Annotated in this window: 14 protein-coding genes; 11 read left to right on the forward strand and 3 right to left on the reverse strand. The window is 36.4% G+C overall.

Annotated features, from left to right (window positions below):
• The first annotated feature begins 78 nt into the window (after positions 1–78).
• On the forward strand, positions 79–504 hold the full coding sequence (locus ASJ80_RS16245) for a hypothetical protein (RefSeq protein WP_069582492.1): 426 nt from the start codon (positions 79–81) through the stop codon (positions 502–504).
• Between the two features lie 294 nt (positions 505–798).
• Here the strand turns inward: ASJ80_RS16245 and serS are convergent, their stop codons facing one another.
• The 3 genes from serS to ASJ80_RS16260 form a co-directional block, all read right to left on the reverse strand.
• A complete protein-coding gene (gene serS / locus ASJ80_RS16250) occupies positions 799–2349 on the reverse strand; it encodes a serine--tRNA ligase (RefSeq protein WP_069582488.1) in 1551 nt (516 codons plus the stop codon).
• 62 nt (positions 2350–2411) lie between these two features.
• Positions 2412–2651 carry a KEOPS complex subunit Pcc1 gene (locus tag ASJ80_RS16255; RefSeq protein ID WP_069582484.1) on the reverse strand — a complete coding sequence of 80 codons (240 nt, stop codon included), beginning with the start codon at positions 2649–2651 and terminating at the stop codon, positions 2412–2414.
• Between the two features lie 15 nt (positions 2652–2666).
• Complete coding sequence (locus ASJ80_RS16260) at positions 2667–3440, reverse strand: ATP-binding protein (protein ID WP_069582480.1); 774 nt, start codon at positions 3438–3440, stop codon at positions 2667–2669.
• Between the two features lie 127 nt (positions 3441–3567).
• On the opposite strand from ASJ80_RS16260, the gene rplJ reads away from it, so the two are divergent.
• The 10 genes from rplJ to ASJ80_RS16310 all read left to right on the forward strand — a co-directional run bounded on the left by rplJ (position 3568) and on the right by ASJ80_RS16310 (position 16354).
• On the forward strand, positions 3568–4050 hold the full coding sequence (gene rplJ, locus ASJ80_RS16265) for a 50S ribosomal protein L16 (RefSeq protein WP_048081877.1): 483 nt from the start codon (positions 3568–3570) through the stop codon (positions 4048–4050).
• 13 nt (positions 4051–4063) lie between these two features.
• Positions 4064–6361: a phosphoenolpyruvate synthase gene (gene ppsA / locus ASJ80_RS16270; protein ID WP_069582476.1), complete on the forward strand. Its 2298-nt coding sequence runs from the start codon at positions 4064–4066 to the stop codon at positions 6359–6361.
• A gap of 325 nt (positions 6362–6686) precedes the next feature.
• Positions 6687–7916 carry a tyrosine decarboxylase MfnA gene (gene mfnA / locus ASJ80_RS16275; protein ID WP_083240842.1) on the forward strand — a complete coding sequence of 410 codons (1230 nt, stop codon included), beginning with the start codon at positions 6687–6689 and terminating at the stop codon, positions 7914–7916.
• Positions 7917–8417, forward strand: coding sequence for a fumarate hydratase C-terminal domain-containing protein (locus tag ASJ80_RS16280; protein ID WP_069582475.1), 501 nt, complete (start codon positions 7917–7919; stop codon positions 8415–8417).
• 274 nt (positions 8418–8691) lie between these two features.
• Positions 8692–9861 (forward strand): hypothetical protein, encoded by a 1170-nt coding sequence (locus tag ASJ80_RS16285; protein WP_176720173.1) that lies wholly within the window; start codon positions 8692–8694, stop codon positions 9859–9861.
• 12 nt (positions 9862–9873) lie between these two features.
• The gene (locus ASJ80_RS16290) at positions 9874–10755 is read left to right on the forward strand and encodes a hypothetical protein (RefSeq protein WP_069582471.1); all 882 of its coding nucleotides are present in this window, start codon (positions 9874–9876) and stop codon (positions 10753–10755) included.
• Between the two features lie 68 nt (positions 10756–10823).
• Positions 10824–11507, forward strand: a complete 684-nt coding sequence (locus tag ASJ80_RS16295; protein ID WP_069582469.1) for a tetratricopeptide repeat protein — start codon at positions 10824–10826, stop codon at positions 11505–11507.
• Positions 11473–12024 (forward strand): hypothetical protein, encoded by a 552-nt coding sequence (locus ASJ80_RS16300; protein ID WP_069582467.1) that lies wholly within the window; start codon positions 11473–11475, stop codon positions 12022–12024. The genes ASJ80_RS16295 and ASJ80_RS16300 overlap by 35 nt, the downstream gene beginning before the upstream one ends.
• 16 nt (positions 12025–12040) lie before the next feature.
• Positions 12041–12931, forward strand: a complete 891-nt coding sequence (locus tag ASJ80_RS16305; RefSeq protein ID WP_069582464.1) for a hypothetical protein — start codon at positions 12041–12043, stop codon at positions 12929–12931.
• A gap of 225 nt (positions 12932–13156) precedes the next feature.
• Entirely contained in the window at positions 13157–16354 is a 3198-nt protein-coding gene (locus ASJ80_RS16310) for a NosD domain-containing protein (RefSeq protein ID WP_069582462.1), read from the forward strand.
• Positions 16355–16360 lie beyond the last annotated feature (6 nt).

Here is a 16360-nt window from a genome sequence, read left to right on the forward strand (position 1 = left end):
CTATTAAAATCGATAAAGGTAAATATTAATTTTTATATAATACTAATTATAAAATTTTTAATAATAGGAGATTTTTTTATGGCCAAAAAACTTTTTATAGGTTTAATCGTCATCATAATTTCAATAGTAGGTGTTTCAGGATACGTTATGTCACAAACCGGTGGAACTACTCCTTCATTAAAGACTAACAACAGTAATTTGATTCCAGCAGCAGCTATGGAAAATAACAACTATGTATCTTCTCCTAAAAGAGAAATGTGCGATGCATGCGCAGGTACTGGATGGTGCAGGCAGGATATATGCTTGAAATGTAATGGAACGGGTGTTATAGTTTGTAAAGCATGTAATGGTACTGGCGAATGTAAAAATGGAACTATTTGTCCATACTGCCATGGAACTGGGGAGATTATCTGCCCTGCATGCCATGGAACTGGTGGAACCCGATGTAAATTCTGCGGCGGTGATGGCTACTACGACCCAGAAAAAGGAGATAAAAAAGCTTAGAAACTGATTATTTGCAAAAAAATAGTAGAAAATCTAGTTGGTGTTAGGTAATTGTTCTTAGACTTTAATTAGAGATAATCAGCGATTTTTTTTTTAAATTTTCGAGCGCTTTTTTCCTTTCTCTCTTTAATTACCTTTTTCCTGTTTAATCTATCCCTAATTTTAATAGAAAGAAGTATGATTACAACCACTGCTGTAAAAAATCCTACTATTAGCGGTTTTAGATTGATCATTGCTATTTTAAATTTATAATGGATGGATTTTTAAGTAAAAAAAGAAGAAAAAAGATAAAGTTTAAGGCCAAGTCAGCAACTTAGGCACTTTAACTTTTTTAAACCTTCTTCTAACGTCTTCTGGCCAGTTTTCAGGGTCGAAACCTTTCTGTGCAAGGAACCCAAATACAATACGGGTTAAACCAATACCTGTACACCCTGTCCATACTCCATGGTTGTGGGTTTCTTTTATTGAAAATCCTTCCACAAAGTGGGTTCCGTGGATATTTGCAGATACGATTGCAACTCCTTTCTCTTGACCGGGCACATTAAGTCTCATTTCTTTTTTAGGAATATCTGGGAATTCAATTCCACGGTTTTCTACTTTCCTGCCTTCCAGGTAGAACGGATCGTCTCCTACTTCTGTGTACCAGTCAAGTTCCAGATCATCAGCGATCTGGTGGGAAATTTCAACGGTTTGATCCCTTATTTCATTACACTGCTCAGGTGTTCCAAGCCATACAAGTTCTATACGTTGGAATTCGTGGACTCTATCCAGACCTTTAGCTCCCCCACCTTCCCAACGGTATGTCCAACCGCTCCTGTCAAAGAATTTAATTGGGAGGTCCTTTTCATCCACAACCTGGTGGCTTAAAAACTCGTAGAACGGCTCACACTGTGCTGGGGCCAGTACATAAGAAGGATCCTTTAAACCTTCCTTCAGGAGGTCAATTGGGACTTCGCGTTTGATTTCAAGCTCACTGCGGAATTTATCAAATACTAATGGGTCTCTCCTTGGCGCGGAACAGTAGTACATCCCTTCAGGAAGACCTTCTAAGTATTTCATTTTCTCCATCACTGGAATTGGAATGAGTTTTGGAAACAGACATTCCTCAAAATCAAGCTTTTCAATAAGTTTTTCTACAAATATCTCTTCTAATGCATGCTGAAGCGCCACAAGCGGCGGTGCGTAGAACCACTGGCCTTTGCCCGGGAATTTTTTAACCCATCCCAGTCTAGCAGCTTCTTCAGTCGGGTCGCCTTCAAAGAAATATTTCTGCATGCAGCTTTTTCCTAAAATTGTACCGGGTTCAACTTTAGTCACCTGCTTGGTGAGTATATCAGAAGGACCGCATTCTGTTTCAGGAATGGAACTTGCAATAGCGCTTGTCACGTGTTTAATAACTCTATCAATGGTATGGTTTCTTAAGTCCCCTTCTTCCAGATCTTTAAATTCAAGAACTACTTCGTCATCTTTAACTTCGTAATTGTCCACATAGGGGACGTCTTTCAGATCTACTTTTTCTTCAGTAGGTATCTCAATTTTATAATAATTCACAATTATTTTTCGCACACCTAAACGGTACTGTTTACCCAAAAGTTGAGTGAGTGGTTTTTTAACACGTAATAACGCATCATGTGCCCTTCCCCGTCTTCCAGATACCATTTCAACCTTCAAAGTGTTTCCAATTAAATCCCAGCTTACTATCTGGGATGCATCCTGTTCCTGCTCTTCAGGTACTCCTTTTAAGAATATTTCATTATTAGCGTGGTTTATAAATTCTTCTATATCTTTACGTGCATCTTCTGCATCTTTACTGAATAATATTTCTCCTTTAAGAGTGAATTTCATGTAATTTCACCTTTTAAAAACTGTAATTATAAATAAAATATAAATTATGTTTTATTCTTGGATTATTTAATTTCTTCTTTTGTAAAATCAATCACTTTTTCGGCCATCATCTCGCAAAAAAGAATATCATCTACCGTTGCAAGAGTAGTTCGAAGTGATTCTGAATCTAACTTACAAATAAGACTGTTATTTTCAACACATGATTCAATAAAACCCATATTGTCTGGTTTAAGTGATCCTAAAGCTATTTTGGCTTCTTCTTCTGTTTCATACGTGAAAATAATTGTAGATTCTATTTGCATGGTTTACCTTCTAATTTAACTTAAAATATTTTCTGCAATTTTGGCTATTGATTTAAAAGCTGCCGAGTCAGGATACTTGGCAAGTGGGTGCCCTTCCATATCAGCTCTTATAACTTCTTCGTCCCTTGGAATAGTGCCAATAACTTCAAGCCCGAGTTCTTTAATTTTTTGAGTTGCAAAATTTTCTTCCATTTTATTGGACACTTTATTTATAACACATGCAAGTTTAGGGATACCAATATCGCCGGCGAGTTTTTTAATCCTTGCTGCGGTTTCAATGGATTTAAGTCCTGGTTCAACAACGATGATCATTAAATCAACTGCTTCGGCAGTTTTTCTACCAAGGTGTTCTATCCCTGCTTCCATGTCAAGTATAATAAATTCATCTTTTTTAAGAATTAAATTTCTCATGAGTGCTTTAAGGAGTACAGAAGCGGGGCAGATACAGCCTTCGCCCCCCTTGTCAATGGTGCCCATTACAAGGAGTTTTAAATTGCCTTCACTGTCATAATTTATAGATAAAGACTCTGGAAGGTCGCTTATCTTTGGATTCATTTTAAAAACTTCTCCAAATGATGATCCGGGTTCTGCACCGGTTCTTTCTTTTATAAGATCCTTCATCTTGGATATGGGGCTAATTGGCTCCATAATTCCAAGACTTGATGCAAGGTTCATGTCTGGATCTGCATCTATAGCGAATACTTTATAACGTTGTGACAATATACATGCTAATGTACCAGAAAGGGTTGTTTTACCGACCCCTCCTTTTCCAGTTATTGCAATTTTCATATAATTTCACCTATATACATGACCGTATATCAGAGGTAACTACTATTTCTTTATGTGATCATTGTATATATAGGATGGAAGATTTATTAAGTTATAGACCTAAGAAAGTTATAGAGGAGGATTATTAATGACTAGAGCATACACAAGAAAAGACTATATAAGAAAAATTCCTGGCTCCAGGATAGTTCAATATGATATGGGGAACCTTTCAGCAGAATTCCCTTTGACAGTAAGTCTAGCGGTTAAAAAACCGACACAATTATCTCACAATGCATTAGAAGCAGCAAGGATCGCTTCAAACAAGTATATGCAGCGAAGGGCAGGTAGAATGGGTTACCATCTTAAAATAAGGGTGTACCCACACCACATAGTGCGTGAAAACCCAATGGCAACCGGTGCAGGTGCTGACAGGGTTCAGGACGGTATGAGAAAAGCATTCGGAAAACCAGTAAGCTCCGTTGCTATCGTGGATGCCGGCCAAAAGATTATAACAATACACACAAACAAAAGATACTTCAAAGATGCAAAAATGGCATTAAAAAGAGCTGCAATGAAATTCCCTGTTCCATGTAGAATTGTTGTTGATAAGGGCGAAGAACTAATTAAATAGAAGAGTGTTTAGCATGAAGCTTGTCGAATTTTTTGAAGAACTAGGTAAAGAGGATGTGGATGTTGCAGGTGGAAAAGGTGCAAACCTGGGAGAATTAACAAATGCCGGAATTAATGTACCTCCAGGATTTGTTATAACCTCTGAAACCTACGATAAATTTATAAAAGAAACAGGTATCTTTGATGAAATAATGAGCATTCTTGATGCTATAGATGTAAATGATACAAAAGAACTTCAAGGAGCTTCAGCAAGGATAAAAGAAATAATAATGAAAGCGTATGTACCTGATGACATACGAACAACTATAATTGAAGCTTATAATGCATTATGCCAGAGAATTGGTAAAGAAAATGCATTTGTTGCAATAAGGTCTTCTGCAACAGCAGAAGATCTTCCTGAAGCTTCATTTGCTGGACAGCAAGATACATTCTTAAATATTAGGGGCCCAGAAGATGTCTTGATTTATGTACAAAAATGTTGGGCATCTTTATTCGAATCCCGAGCTATTTTTTACAGGGAAGAAAATAATTTTGATCATTCCAAAGTTTATATTGCTGTAGTTGTTCAGGAAATGGTTAATGCCGAAAAAGCAGGAGTAATGTTTACAGTTCACCCATCAACTGGTGAAGAACAGATATTACTTGAAGCTGCATGGGGATTAGGCGAAGCTGTAGTATCTGGCACCGTTACACCGGATACTTACTGGGTAGATAAGAAAACCGGCAAGGTCTTTAACTGTAATATAAGTGAAAAGAACACCATGTTTACAAAAGATCCTGATGCTGGAAAGACAGTACAACTGGACGTTCCAGAAGATCTTAAAAACAAAAGGGTTCTAAGTGATGAAGAAATTGCAGCACTTACCAAGCTTGGTGCAAGGATTCAGGAACACTATGATTTCCCACAGGACACTGAATGGGCAATGGAAAACGGAAGAGTTTTCATGCTCCAGTCCAGACCTATAACTACACTCGGAATGAACAATGGAACCGAAGCAAAAGAAGGTGCTGGAGAAGAAAGGACAATAATCACCAAAGGATTAGGTGCAAGTCCCGGAATGGCTTCAGGTACCGTTAAAATAGTAAAAGACACAGATGAACTGGATAAAGTAGGAAACGGTGACATACTGGTTACAGTCATGACAACACCTGATATGGTCCCTGCCATGAAAAGGGCAAACGGAATCATAACTGATGAAGGTGGAGTGACCTGCCATGCAGCAATTGTTTCAAGGGAACTTGGAATATCCTGTGTCGTTGGAACAGGAGATGCAACAAAAATCCTTAAAGAAAACGAGATGGTAACACTCGATGGAAATAAAGGAATAGTTTACAAGGGCAAATTTGAGGAAGCAGGGAAAAAAGAAGCTGCTGAAGAACAACCTGCCATGATGGCACAGGCACCTATTTTAACTGTTACAGAAGTTAAAGTCAATGTCAGCATGCCTGAAGCAGCTAAAAAAGCAGCTGCTACCGGCGCAGACGGAGTAGGGCTTCTCAGAACTGAACACATGATGTTAACCTCAGGAGTACACCCTAAAAAGTTCATAAATGATGGAAAAGAGGATGAACTCATAAAAATTCTTGTAGAAAACGTTTTAAAAGTTGCAGACGAATTCTATCCAAAACCAGTTTGGTACAGGACTCTCGACGCACCTACAGATGAATTCATTTCTCTGGAAGGTGGAGAAGGCGAACCATACGAACATAACCCTATGCTCGGATGGAGAGGTATAAGAAGAGAACTGGACGAGCCTGAAATATTAAGGGCTGAATTCAAAGCAATTAAGAAACTTCATGAACAAGGCTACACCAACATTGGAATAATGATACCTCTAGTTCAACATCCTGATGAACTCAGAAGAGCTAAACAAATAGCTGAAGAAGTTGGACTGAAACCTCAAAAGAATATTGAGTTCGGTATCATGGTTGAAACACCTGGGGCAGCTCTTATAATTGAAGATTTCATTGCTGAAGGGCTTGACTTTGTAAGCTTTGGAACAAACGACCTTACTCAGTACACACTTGCTATTGACAGAAACAATGAAAACGTTGCAAAACTTTACTCTGAAGGGCATCCTGCAGTTTTAAAACTCTTAGTTCGAGTTATAAAAATCTGTAACGAGGCAGGAGTTAAAACAAGTATCTGCGGACAGGCTGGAAGTATGCCTAAAATAGTTGAAAAACTTGTAGAGGCTGGAATTGAAAGTGTATCTGCAAATACAGACGCAGTTGCAACTGTAAGGGAAACAGTAGCAAGAGTAGAAAAGAAACTTGTCTTAAAAGCTGCAAGAAAAATGATGAGTGAATAAACACTCATTTTTTACTTATTTTTTTTATAATTGGTTTGAATTTTTCAAAATTTTTGCTTAAAAATCGAAGATTTTTTTTAACCCAAAATTCAATAGAATTTTAGAAAATACTATTGGTATTTTGTAATATTTTCTCAACTTTAAATTATTACAAGGTAAAATTTAATGTTTGAAAAACTATATGTTTTTTTGAACTTTCAAAGATGTCAAATCAAATAATTTGAAGTTGAGAAAATTCATAGAATTTTCGAACCTTAAAATCTGCCAAATTTTTGATTTGACAGATTTTAAAGTTTATATAACAATTATTTTTCAGGGAGTTAAAATGGATAAAAAAGGAATCACAAAACAGGAAATATCTGAAAAACTCAAAGAATTTAAAGGGGAGGACATGACCTACCGATCAGGAAGAATTCTGGGTTCAATGTGCACATGTCCTCATGAAGTCGGCCTTGAAGCATATAAAATGTTTCTAGAGTCTAATCTAGGTGATTCCGGATTATTTAAAGGTACCCGGAAGATGGAGAAAGAAGTAATCCAGATGCTCGGAAACCTTCTTGGTAAAGAAGACGTTTGCGGGCATATCATAACTGGCGGCACTGAAGCAAACATAATGGCAATGAGGGCGGCAAGAAATTCAAGCAACATTAAAGATCCAGAGATAATTGTTCCTAAATCTGCTCATTTTTCCTTTAAAAAAGCAGCAGATATGCTGTGCCTGAAGCTCAGGGAAGCAGAACTCGATGAAAACTATAGGGTAGATGTAAATTCTGTAAAAGAGCTTATATCAGATAAAACTGTGGCGGTAGTTGGTATTGCTGGAACAACTGAACTTGGTGTGATTGATCCTATAGAAGAGCTTTCCAAACTGTGCCGGGAAGAAAATATTTACCTGCACGTTGATGCAGCATTTGGAGGATTCACAATCCCATTTTTAGGTCTTAGCGGCCGTGATCTTCCTAAATTTGATTTTTCACTTGAAGGGGTTTCTTCTATTACTATAGACCCTCATAAAATGGGTCTTGCGCCAATTCCAACTGGCGGAATTATCTTTAGAGATAGGAGTTATCTTGAAAGCATAAGCACTGAAACACCTTACCTTACAGATAAGGAACAGTTTACAATTGTAGGTACCAGAACAGGTGCATCTACCGCTGCAACATGGGCACTGCTCAAATACTTTGGAAAAGAAGGGTACTGTTCCATTGCTAAAAAATGTATGGAAGTTACAGAATACTTAGCGAAAGGAATCAAAGAATCGGGCTTTAACTTAATGGTTGAGCCTCAATTGAACCTTGTTGCATTTGATTCAAATGAAATAGAGATCGATACTATTGTAGATGAGCTTAAAGAAAAGGGATGGGCAGTTTCAGTATCATCTTACCCGCGGGCTATAAGAATTGTAGTAATGCCTCATGTTAAGATAGAACATGTCAAAGAATTTACAGATGACCTATCTAAGATTCATGCGAAGTATACTTTAGAGAACATACCTCAAAATAATGAAAGGAAAACATCTTTAAAATTAACTAATAAAACACCGCAGGGTAAATAAATGACCACAAAAATAATTAAAACACCAGTAACTTGTGACGTAATTGAAGATCTGAAGGTGGGAGACCGGATCGAAATACACGGCAAAATCTACACCGGTAGGGATGCCGCACTCCCAAAATTGATTAAATCAATTAAAAACGGCGAAAAACTAATTGATATCGATGGTTCTGCTGTAATGCACACTGCAGTAAGTGATGCAGGAATATCTCCCACTACAAGCAACAAAGAAGAAATTGAGGAAAGCATTCCATTTCTTTCAGAGGCAGGGGTGAAAATCCACATTGGAAAAGGTGGGTTAAGCGAAGATACAATTAAAGCGCTTGATAAATGGGGGTCTATTTTTGTTGTAACCCCTCCTGCTGCAGCCCTCCTTACAAGTAAAGTGGTCTCAAAACAAGTGGCTGCATTTGAAGAAGAAGGAATGGAGGCAATCCATGAGCTTGTGGTGGATGGGCTTCCGGGTATTGTCGCGATTGCGCATGGGGAGTCTATTTATTAAATTTTAGTGTATATAAAGTTAATATTATTTTTTTAAATTAAGACTAGCAATTAACAAAAGTCCATATCTATTTTTAAGATTTGTATTCTAATTTAGGAGTTCTAGTAATAATAAAAGTATTACTTTTTAATTAATATTTATAAGAATTAACTGACAATGTTATGGCTTAATTTCAGTTAATTTTATTATAATATGATTATTTCGATTAAAAATTTAGTTTAATCACTGTTTTTTGGATTTAAACATTTAATATGAATTTTATTTAATAAATAATGTGACTTGGAGTCGTACTACTCCGGTTGTGGTTTCTGTTTGTGATGATGCATTTGCAACTTATATAACTGGTGAAATGGATCACAGGATGGGTATGGATGTTATTGGTGATCTGGATAATGTGAGGGCGTTCCGTTATGCGTGTTCGTCTTCATTTTCGCTTGTGGAGTACTGGGTTGGAAGTGCTTTATTCCCTTCATCTAACTCTACTGATGGTCTTATGGGTAGTGTAACTCTGGGTTTGGGTTATATGATGCTTAGTGGTGAACCGTTGGAAATATTTGAGAGTAATGGTTATACTATCATAAGGGCAGTTGGTGATAACCAGAGACTATTGATAATTGACCCTGAAACGGGTCTTGTAATGGATTTTGGAGATATAAAACTAAATGATACTATCAGTGGCACCAGATGCTACGGCGACCAGCAAACAGAATGGGCCAATGGTTATGGTAATGCAATACTTGATAATGAAGATGTTATTAATGGAGTTATGGAAACTGGTGAAGCAGCGACAGATTTTGGTCAAGGCAGCGATGAATGGAAAGATGAAGTATTAGGATTTGCAGGCAGCACAGCAATATCTATTGCAGTTTCAGCGGCTCCGCTTTTAATAGCTGCTGGCCCTGTAGGATGGGCTATTGGGGCCGGCTTGATATTTACAGGATTAGCATGTTCTTATTTTGCAGCGGATTTGGATGAAGAGAAGAGCCCTTCAAATCTTATAAAATTTGGTTTAAACGTAGTACCTGCGTTTATACCTTTTTTCGGGTTGGAAAGTAATTTTGGTAAGATAGGTTTAAAAACTTTAACGTCTAATAGTATAGGTGGTAAATTAATTGTTAAAACTGCAACGTCTAAAGGAACTTCAAAAGAGCTTTTTAATATTCCTAAAAATTATGATGGATACGTTATTCAAACTATTAAAGATAGTGGAAATAATTTGGGGGGAGGATCTATTACCAGTGCACGTTATGTCAATTATGGTTCTCCAGAAGGAGTAGCTAGGCTAACATTTGGATGGACAGAAAAAGAAAATGTTAGGAATGCGATTACGGATTATGGATTTGATCGTGCTGCATATTTGGTAGATCGGAATAGTGGGGATATAGATGGAGCTTTTGGTTATAAAAAATATAACAGTGTTTCGGATTATCTTGCAACAGCTTAATTGGGTGATTTAATGAATTACAAATATAAACGTATGCTGAAGATTTTGTTTATGATGCCCTATGAGATAAATGAATCTGAACGCAAAACTCAGATTCTTCTTTTTATACCTTTTGGTTTGATTATAAGCTTTATTTTTAGTTATATTATTGGAGTTTTAATTGGGGGTAATTTTATTTTATTTTTCCCAATTTTTTATCTTATGATAATTGGAATTGCAGTGGTCTTTTATTTTTGGGATAGACTAGATGAAAAATATGGAATTACGCCAGTTAGATCATCACAGCTAACGCTATTATATCAAGGTGTTGTAATTTGGTTACTCTGTGTGTCACCTGCATTTTTCTTTGGAATGTTAATGTTAGGTGTAATGTCTGGAAATATATTTTTTGGTTTGGGCGGTGCTGTTGCTGTTGTTTATCCTATTGTGGGAATGTTTTTGAGGATTAAAACTTTTAGTGATGATAGTAGGGTAATTGGTAAGAAGAAGGTAGTTTTACCTGATCGTGAAAGGCCTTTGGTGGTACCCAAGGAGGCTTTACCTGATATTAAATTATCTGGAAAAGAAGTTACAGAAACAGTTTATGGGTTTGGTTTTTTGCCTATTTCTTATTTTATTATGGCTGAGGCATTGGGAGTTTACACCATAGGAAAAGGATTTTCAGGTATAAATTCTTATCTTATTAATAGTACTCCTTCTCTGGAATTTATTATTGCTTCGATTGCCATTGGTTTACTCATACAAACAGTGTACTTGTTTCCGGATAAGCTTAATAAAATTGTCCCTATTGAATTAAGGACTAAAAATGGGTTTTTATTCATGTTTGTAATGGTTTTTGTGTTGTTTGGTATTTCGCAGTTTTTGATCTTGATTGTGAGAGCTTTAACTTCGTAAGGGCATAAATCAATTTTTTAGTGTAATGTTATGATTCTGAAAGATGGAATGTTTGGGGGTGTATTATAATGGGATTATTTGGTGGTTTAAAGAAGAAATCTTTGCTTGATAAGGGAAAAAATGCTGGAAATAATGGAGATCATGAAGAAGCTTTGAAGTATTTTAACCAGGTTTTGGAGATGGATCCTGAAAATGTGGATGCTCTTTTTAATAAAGGTTGTGTTTTTATGAATTTTGACAGGCAGGAAGCGGCTTTGGAATGTTTTGAGGAGGTTTTATTGTTAAGTCCTGATATTGCTAATGTATGGCTTTTTAAAGGATTTGTTTTAGGGGCGCTTAAACGGCATGGTGAAGCTTTAGAATCGTTTAATAGGGCTTTAGAATTGGATCCAGATAATTTTGATGCCTTAAATAATGCAGGGTATGCACTTAAAGAAAGGGGAGAATATGAAAAAGCTGTAGAACACTATGATAAGGCTTTGAAGGTGTTTCCAGATTCTACTGTGGCATGGACCAATAAAGGGGCAGTTTTAATAGATCTTGAAGAGTATGATAACGCTTTAGAATGTTTTGACACTGCTTTGGAACTTGAGGCGCCGAATTTTAAGGCTTGGTATTATAAAGGAATAATCGCCAGGAAGTTAAATAACCTTCAAGAAGCTATCAATTGTTTTGATAAATCCTTAGAGTTGAACCCTGATTTTGAACTTGCTAAAGATGAGAAAGAAGAAGTTTTATCTTCTAAATCCTAATTTCGCTGCTGATCTCGATGAAGGATGGACCACGTCCAGATGGATTAACTTTGGTTTGAATGTAGGACCTTCTTTGATACCTTTTATTGGATGGGAAGGTGGTGTTGCTGGTAGGTTGGGTATCAATTATTTAACATCAAGCGGAACTAAGAATATGCTTATGATTGCAGGGGGTTCTAGACTTGGTATTAAATATTCAACGTCAAGTGGAGCTGAAAAGATGGTAACAACAGTTACAGGAAATTCTGAGAGTTATGTGATTACAAATATGCCAAAATGGGGTGGTGGTACTTTCACTGGGGGTTATATGAGTACTGTAGAATATATTAAATATGGAACTAATAAAAGAGTAATAAGAACAGCATTTGGAGACACAGGAGATGAAGCAGCTAAAAATGCCTTAAAATATACTTATCTGCCTGATCGTGTTGCATATGTCATAGATAGAAATGGTGAAAATATTGACGAAACTTCTTATAATGTATATAACAACATTTCGGAGTATTTAAAACATTGATTATTGGAGTTTTAAAATGGAATTAAAGTATTTTTTAGGAAAATCATTTAGGTTAATTTTTTCTAGAAAAGGTATTGATATGTTGTTTTTATCCAGCCCGGCTAAACTTAGTAAAGAAGAAAGAAAATGGGCTATTATTCCTTTATTGGTTTATTTTTTACCTATTTTTTTTGTATTAACTTATTTTTGGTTTGGTATTCTTATGGGATTGAATTTTTTGCCGTTTTTCATGGCTCTAATTTCATTAATTGCTGCGGGATGCATCTATCTTGGTTATTGGGATGATTTAGGTAAAAAGTATGGTTTTGGATATGGATTCGGGAGATATCAGCTTGCAGTTATACTTTTAACTCTATTTTCACCAGCATTCTTTTTTATGGGGATCGCTTATGGATTTGCAACTGCTAATATATTTGGTGGTCTTGGTTTAGGATTGATCATGGTCTACCCAATTTTAGGCATGTTTTTTAGAATTAAAACGTTTAGTGATGATAGTACACTAATTTTAAGGGGGAAATCAATTTTACATGATAATGTAGTTTTGCCTGACGGTAAAGAGTTTTCTTCTGGAAAGAAAGAAGTTGTAGAAACAGTTAGGGGATTTGGATTTATGCCTCTTTCTTACTGGATTTTGGCAGTGGGTTTAGGGATTTTTACAATAGGTTATGGATTTTCAAACATAAGCACGTATTTCAGTAAGGGTGTTCCTTCTCTAGAATTTATTATTGTTACTATCGTTTTGGGTTTTCTATTACAAACGGTTTATCTGTTTCCGGATAAGCTTAATAGAATTGTACTTATTGAGTTGAGAACCAAGAAAGGGTTTTTGTTCATGTTTGTATTAGCTTTTGTGTTATTTGGTATTTCGCAGTTTTTGATTGGTGTTGTGACGGTTTTAACATCATAACTCTTAAAACGATGATCTTAGGTTGTGTAATCGTGTTAGGATGGTTTTCCTGCCAAATGAATTTATTTTTTGATATTTAATCATTTTTAACAGTAAAAATAGTTAATTTTAAAGTTTTCGTGTTATGTTATTAATAATTAACTTAAATATGGCCTAAAATTATTATTAAAATTATAATAGAAATGATTAAATATTAGTTATTACTAACACACATGTGGTGTTAGTATGAAGAATGAATTATTATTTATTATACTGTTAAGTTTTTTTTTAATCTTAATTTCGATAACTGGAACTGTGTCTGCGGCTAATTTAACGGTTAATCCTGGAGATAGTATCCAATCAGTTATAAATAATGCATCTTCTAATGATACAATTATTGTTAATGATAACTGTGGTTTGGGTTATACTTACACTGAAAATGTGGTTGTTAATAAAACAGTGCAGCTAAAAGTTAATGATGGTGGAAATGTCACCATTCAGGCTTTGAATTCTTCACAACCTATTTTTACCGTTGATAATTGCTGTGATTCTGTGATTTATGGATTTACAATTACAGGTGCAACATCTTCGTCGGCTATTTATTTAAATGGGACCCATAACTGTTGTATATTAAATAATATCATTACTGGAAATGGGTTAAACAGTACTGGTGACTTTGGATATGGGATCTTCATGAACTCCACCACTAACTGCATGATCACTGGAAACATTTTACATGGAAATGAAGGTGGAATTGACCTTGAATACTCAAAAAATACTCTTCTGTCAGAAAACAGTGTAACTGACAGTGTATTGAGGGGTATTTATATGTATCATGCAAATAGTACAGCTATATCTAAAAATAATTTAGCAAACAATGATGGAGGTATCCTTGCATGTTATTCCAACAGCATTGTGATCACTGGAAATGATGTGAAAAATAACATTTATCAGGGTATCTATTTATATTACTCTTCAGGAGACCTTCATTTCAATAGAATAGTTGGAAATGGGGAATACGGGCTTTTAAGCAGGGGCGGCACTGTGAATGCTACCAACAACTGGTGGGGAACCAATAATCCAAGGGTGTCATCAGTTAAACCCAGTGCTATTTATGTAATAAATGGGAACGTACTTTACAATCCGCGTTTAGTTCTCACAGTCACCCCTACATCTTATAAGGTTTCTGATGGCAAGGTTTACGAAGCAGCCATTACTGCAGATTTAAATCACAACAGTAACAACGAAGACGTTTCAACTGTGCTCTACACACCTGATGGCATACCAGTTAATTTCGATTCAGATAGTGGTAGTACTATAACCAGTAAGGGCTACACAAGGAATGGTAAGACATCAGCCATTTTAATGTTAAATCCAAACCTCGAATCGGGTATGGCCAATGTAACAGCCACTGTAGATAATCAAAGTACGCCTGCTCCAGTCGATCGGATTGCTAAAGCAGTTATAACCATTGCAGGCACGGCTATAGATGTATCTACCAACCAGACGTTATATTTGACTTATGAGATTCCTTTGAACGAGTCTGTAAGGTGGGTTAGCGTGTTGTGGAAGAATATGGGCATGTTCCATGAAGAAGTGGATCTGGTTGTTAATGGAAATGTGGTTTTGAATAAAACAGTTTCGAATGTAAATTATCTTCAGTATAAAAATAATTTCTCTCAGAATGTTTTTGATAATATTAATTTTTTAAACTGGCTGTTTTCAAATACGCCTTGTGCAATATTTGAATTAGATAATATTATTGCCCGTAATCCTCAGCTTGAAAATCTTACTGGAAATGAATTGGAAGAGGGTATGTTGGCATTGGCTAAACAGGTGAATAATTTTACAGATAGTGAGATAGATTTCATTAGAAACCGCCAAGACTTTAAAGATAAGATGGTAATGCACATCTTTTATCCTGGAGATGCAGCTAAAACCATCACAATTAATGATCAGGATAGTAATGAGACATTAGACCTTTATTTCCCGGGTAATCCGATTGTAAGAGTTAGTGATATTATATATGCAGATGGTTTGTACACTTACCAAACAGAACTAGATCAAAACAATATAACTCATTATACAGTAGAACCTGCAGGTTATGAGGGTGTTAGAAGCTTTGCTATAGCCGCAACAAGAGTAACCGATGAAATATTGCAGTACTGGTTGGATCAAAAGGATAGGACTGATGCAAATGGTACTCTTCTTTACCCTGAAGGGCCTATGAAAACTGCTTATGGGACATTTTTAAATGCTTTGCTGGTGATTAAGTGTCATGATATGGTGGCAGATGCAGCAGCTTCCAAATTTAATGTTACCTGGATTCGTACCACACCTATTGCAGTTTCTACGTTGGATGATGCTTATAATACGCTTCTTACTGGGGAAATGAGTCACAGGATGGGTATGGATGTAGTTGGTGATCCTGATAATGTGAGGGCGTTCCGTTTTGCATGTTCGTCGTCCTTTTCACCGATTGAGTACTGGGTTATGGCGTCATTATTCCCAAATCCTGACCAGAATGGGACAATAATTGGTCCAAATGTGTGGAGTAGTGTAACAATTGGGTTGGGTGACCTGATGCTTAGCGGTGAGCCGTTAGAAATATTTGAAAGTAATGGTTATATTGTTATTAAGGCTGTTGGTAGTAATGGAAAGATATTGTTAATTGACCCGGAAACTGGTCTTGTTATGGACCTTTTAACTGGGAATGAAACCAGCTGCGGAAGTTACTGTTACAAAAATCAGCAGGCAGAATGGGGTAATAATTTAGGTAATATAATACTTAATAATGGACCAGCTATAAATAGGGCCATAGAAACAGGGGAAGCAGTAGCCGCGGACTGGGGTCAAAATGACATGGAAGATACAGTGCTTGGACTTGCAAGCAGTGCAGCAATATCTGTAGGGGTGGCAATGCTTGTTTGCAGTGGCCCTCCTGGTTGGTTAGCTCTTGCTGTTATCGGATTGGGTGTGGCAGGTTCTTATTACGCTGCTGATCTGGATGAAGGATGGACTACATCTAGATGGATTAACTTTGGTTTGAATGTTGGGCCTTCTTTGGTACCATTTATTGGAGCTGAAGGTGGTGTTGCTGGTAGGCTTGGTATCAGTTATGTCACAAAAGCTGGGGCTAAAAAGAGTGTTACAACAGTTGCAGGAAATTCTGAGAGTTATGTGATTACAAATATGCCTAAATGGGGTGGCGGTACTTTCACCGGGGGTTATATGAGTACTGTAGAATATATTAAATATGGAACTAACAAAAGAGTAATAAGAACAGCATTTGGAGACACAAGAGAAGAAGCTGCTAAAAATGCTCTAAGATACACTGTACTGTCTAGTCGTGCTTCAGTGATTGTGAACAGTTATAGTCCTGAAATTGATGATTATGGTTCCGTAGCATATAATAACATTGCAGATTACTTTGCAACAACATAAATTATT

It is taken from the genome of Methanobacterium bryantii, from assembly GCF_002287175.1.
Lineage (GTDB): Archaea > Methanobacteriota > Methanobacteria > Methanobacteriales > Methanobacteriaceae > Methanobacterium_D > Methanobacterium_D bryantii.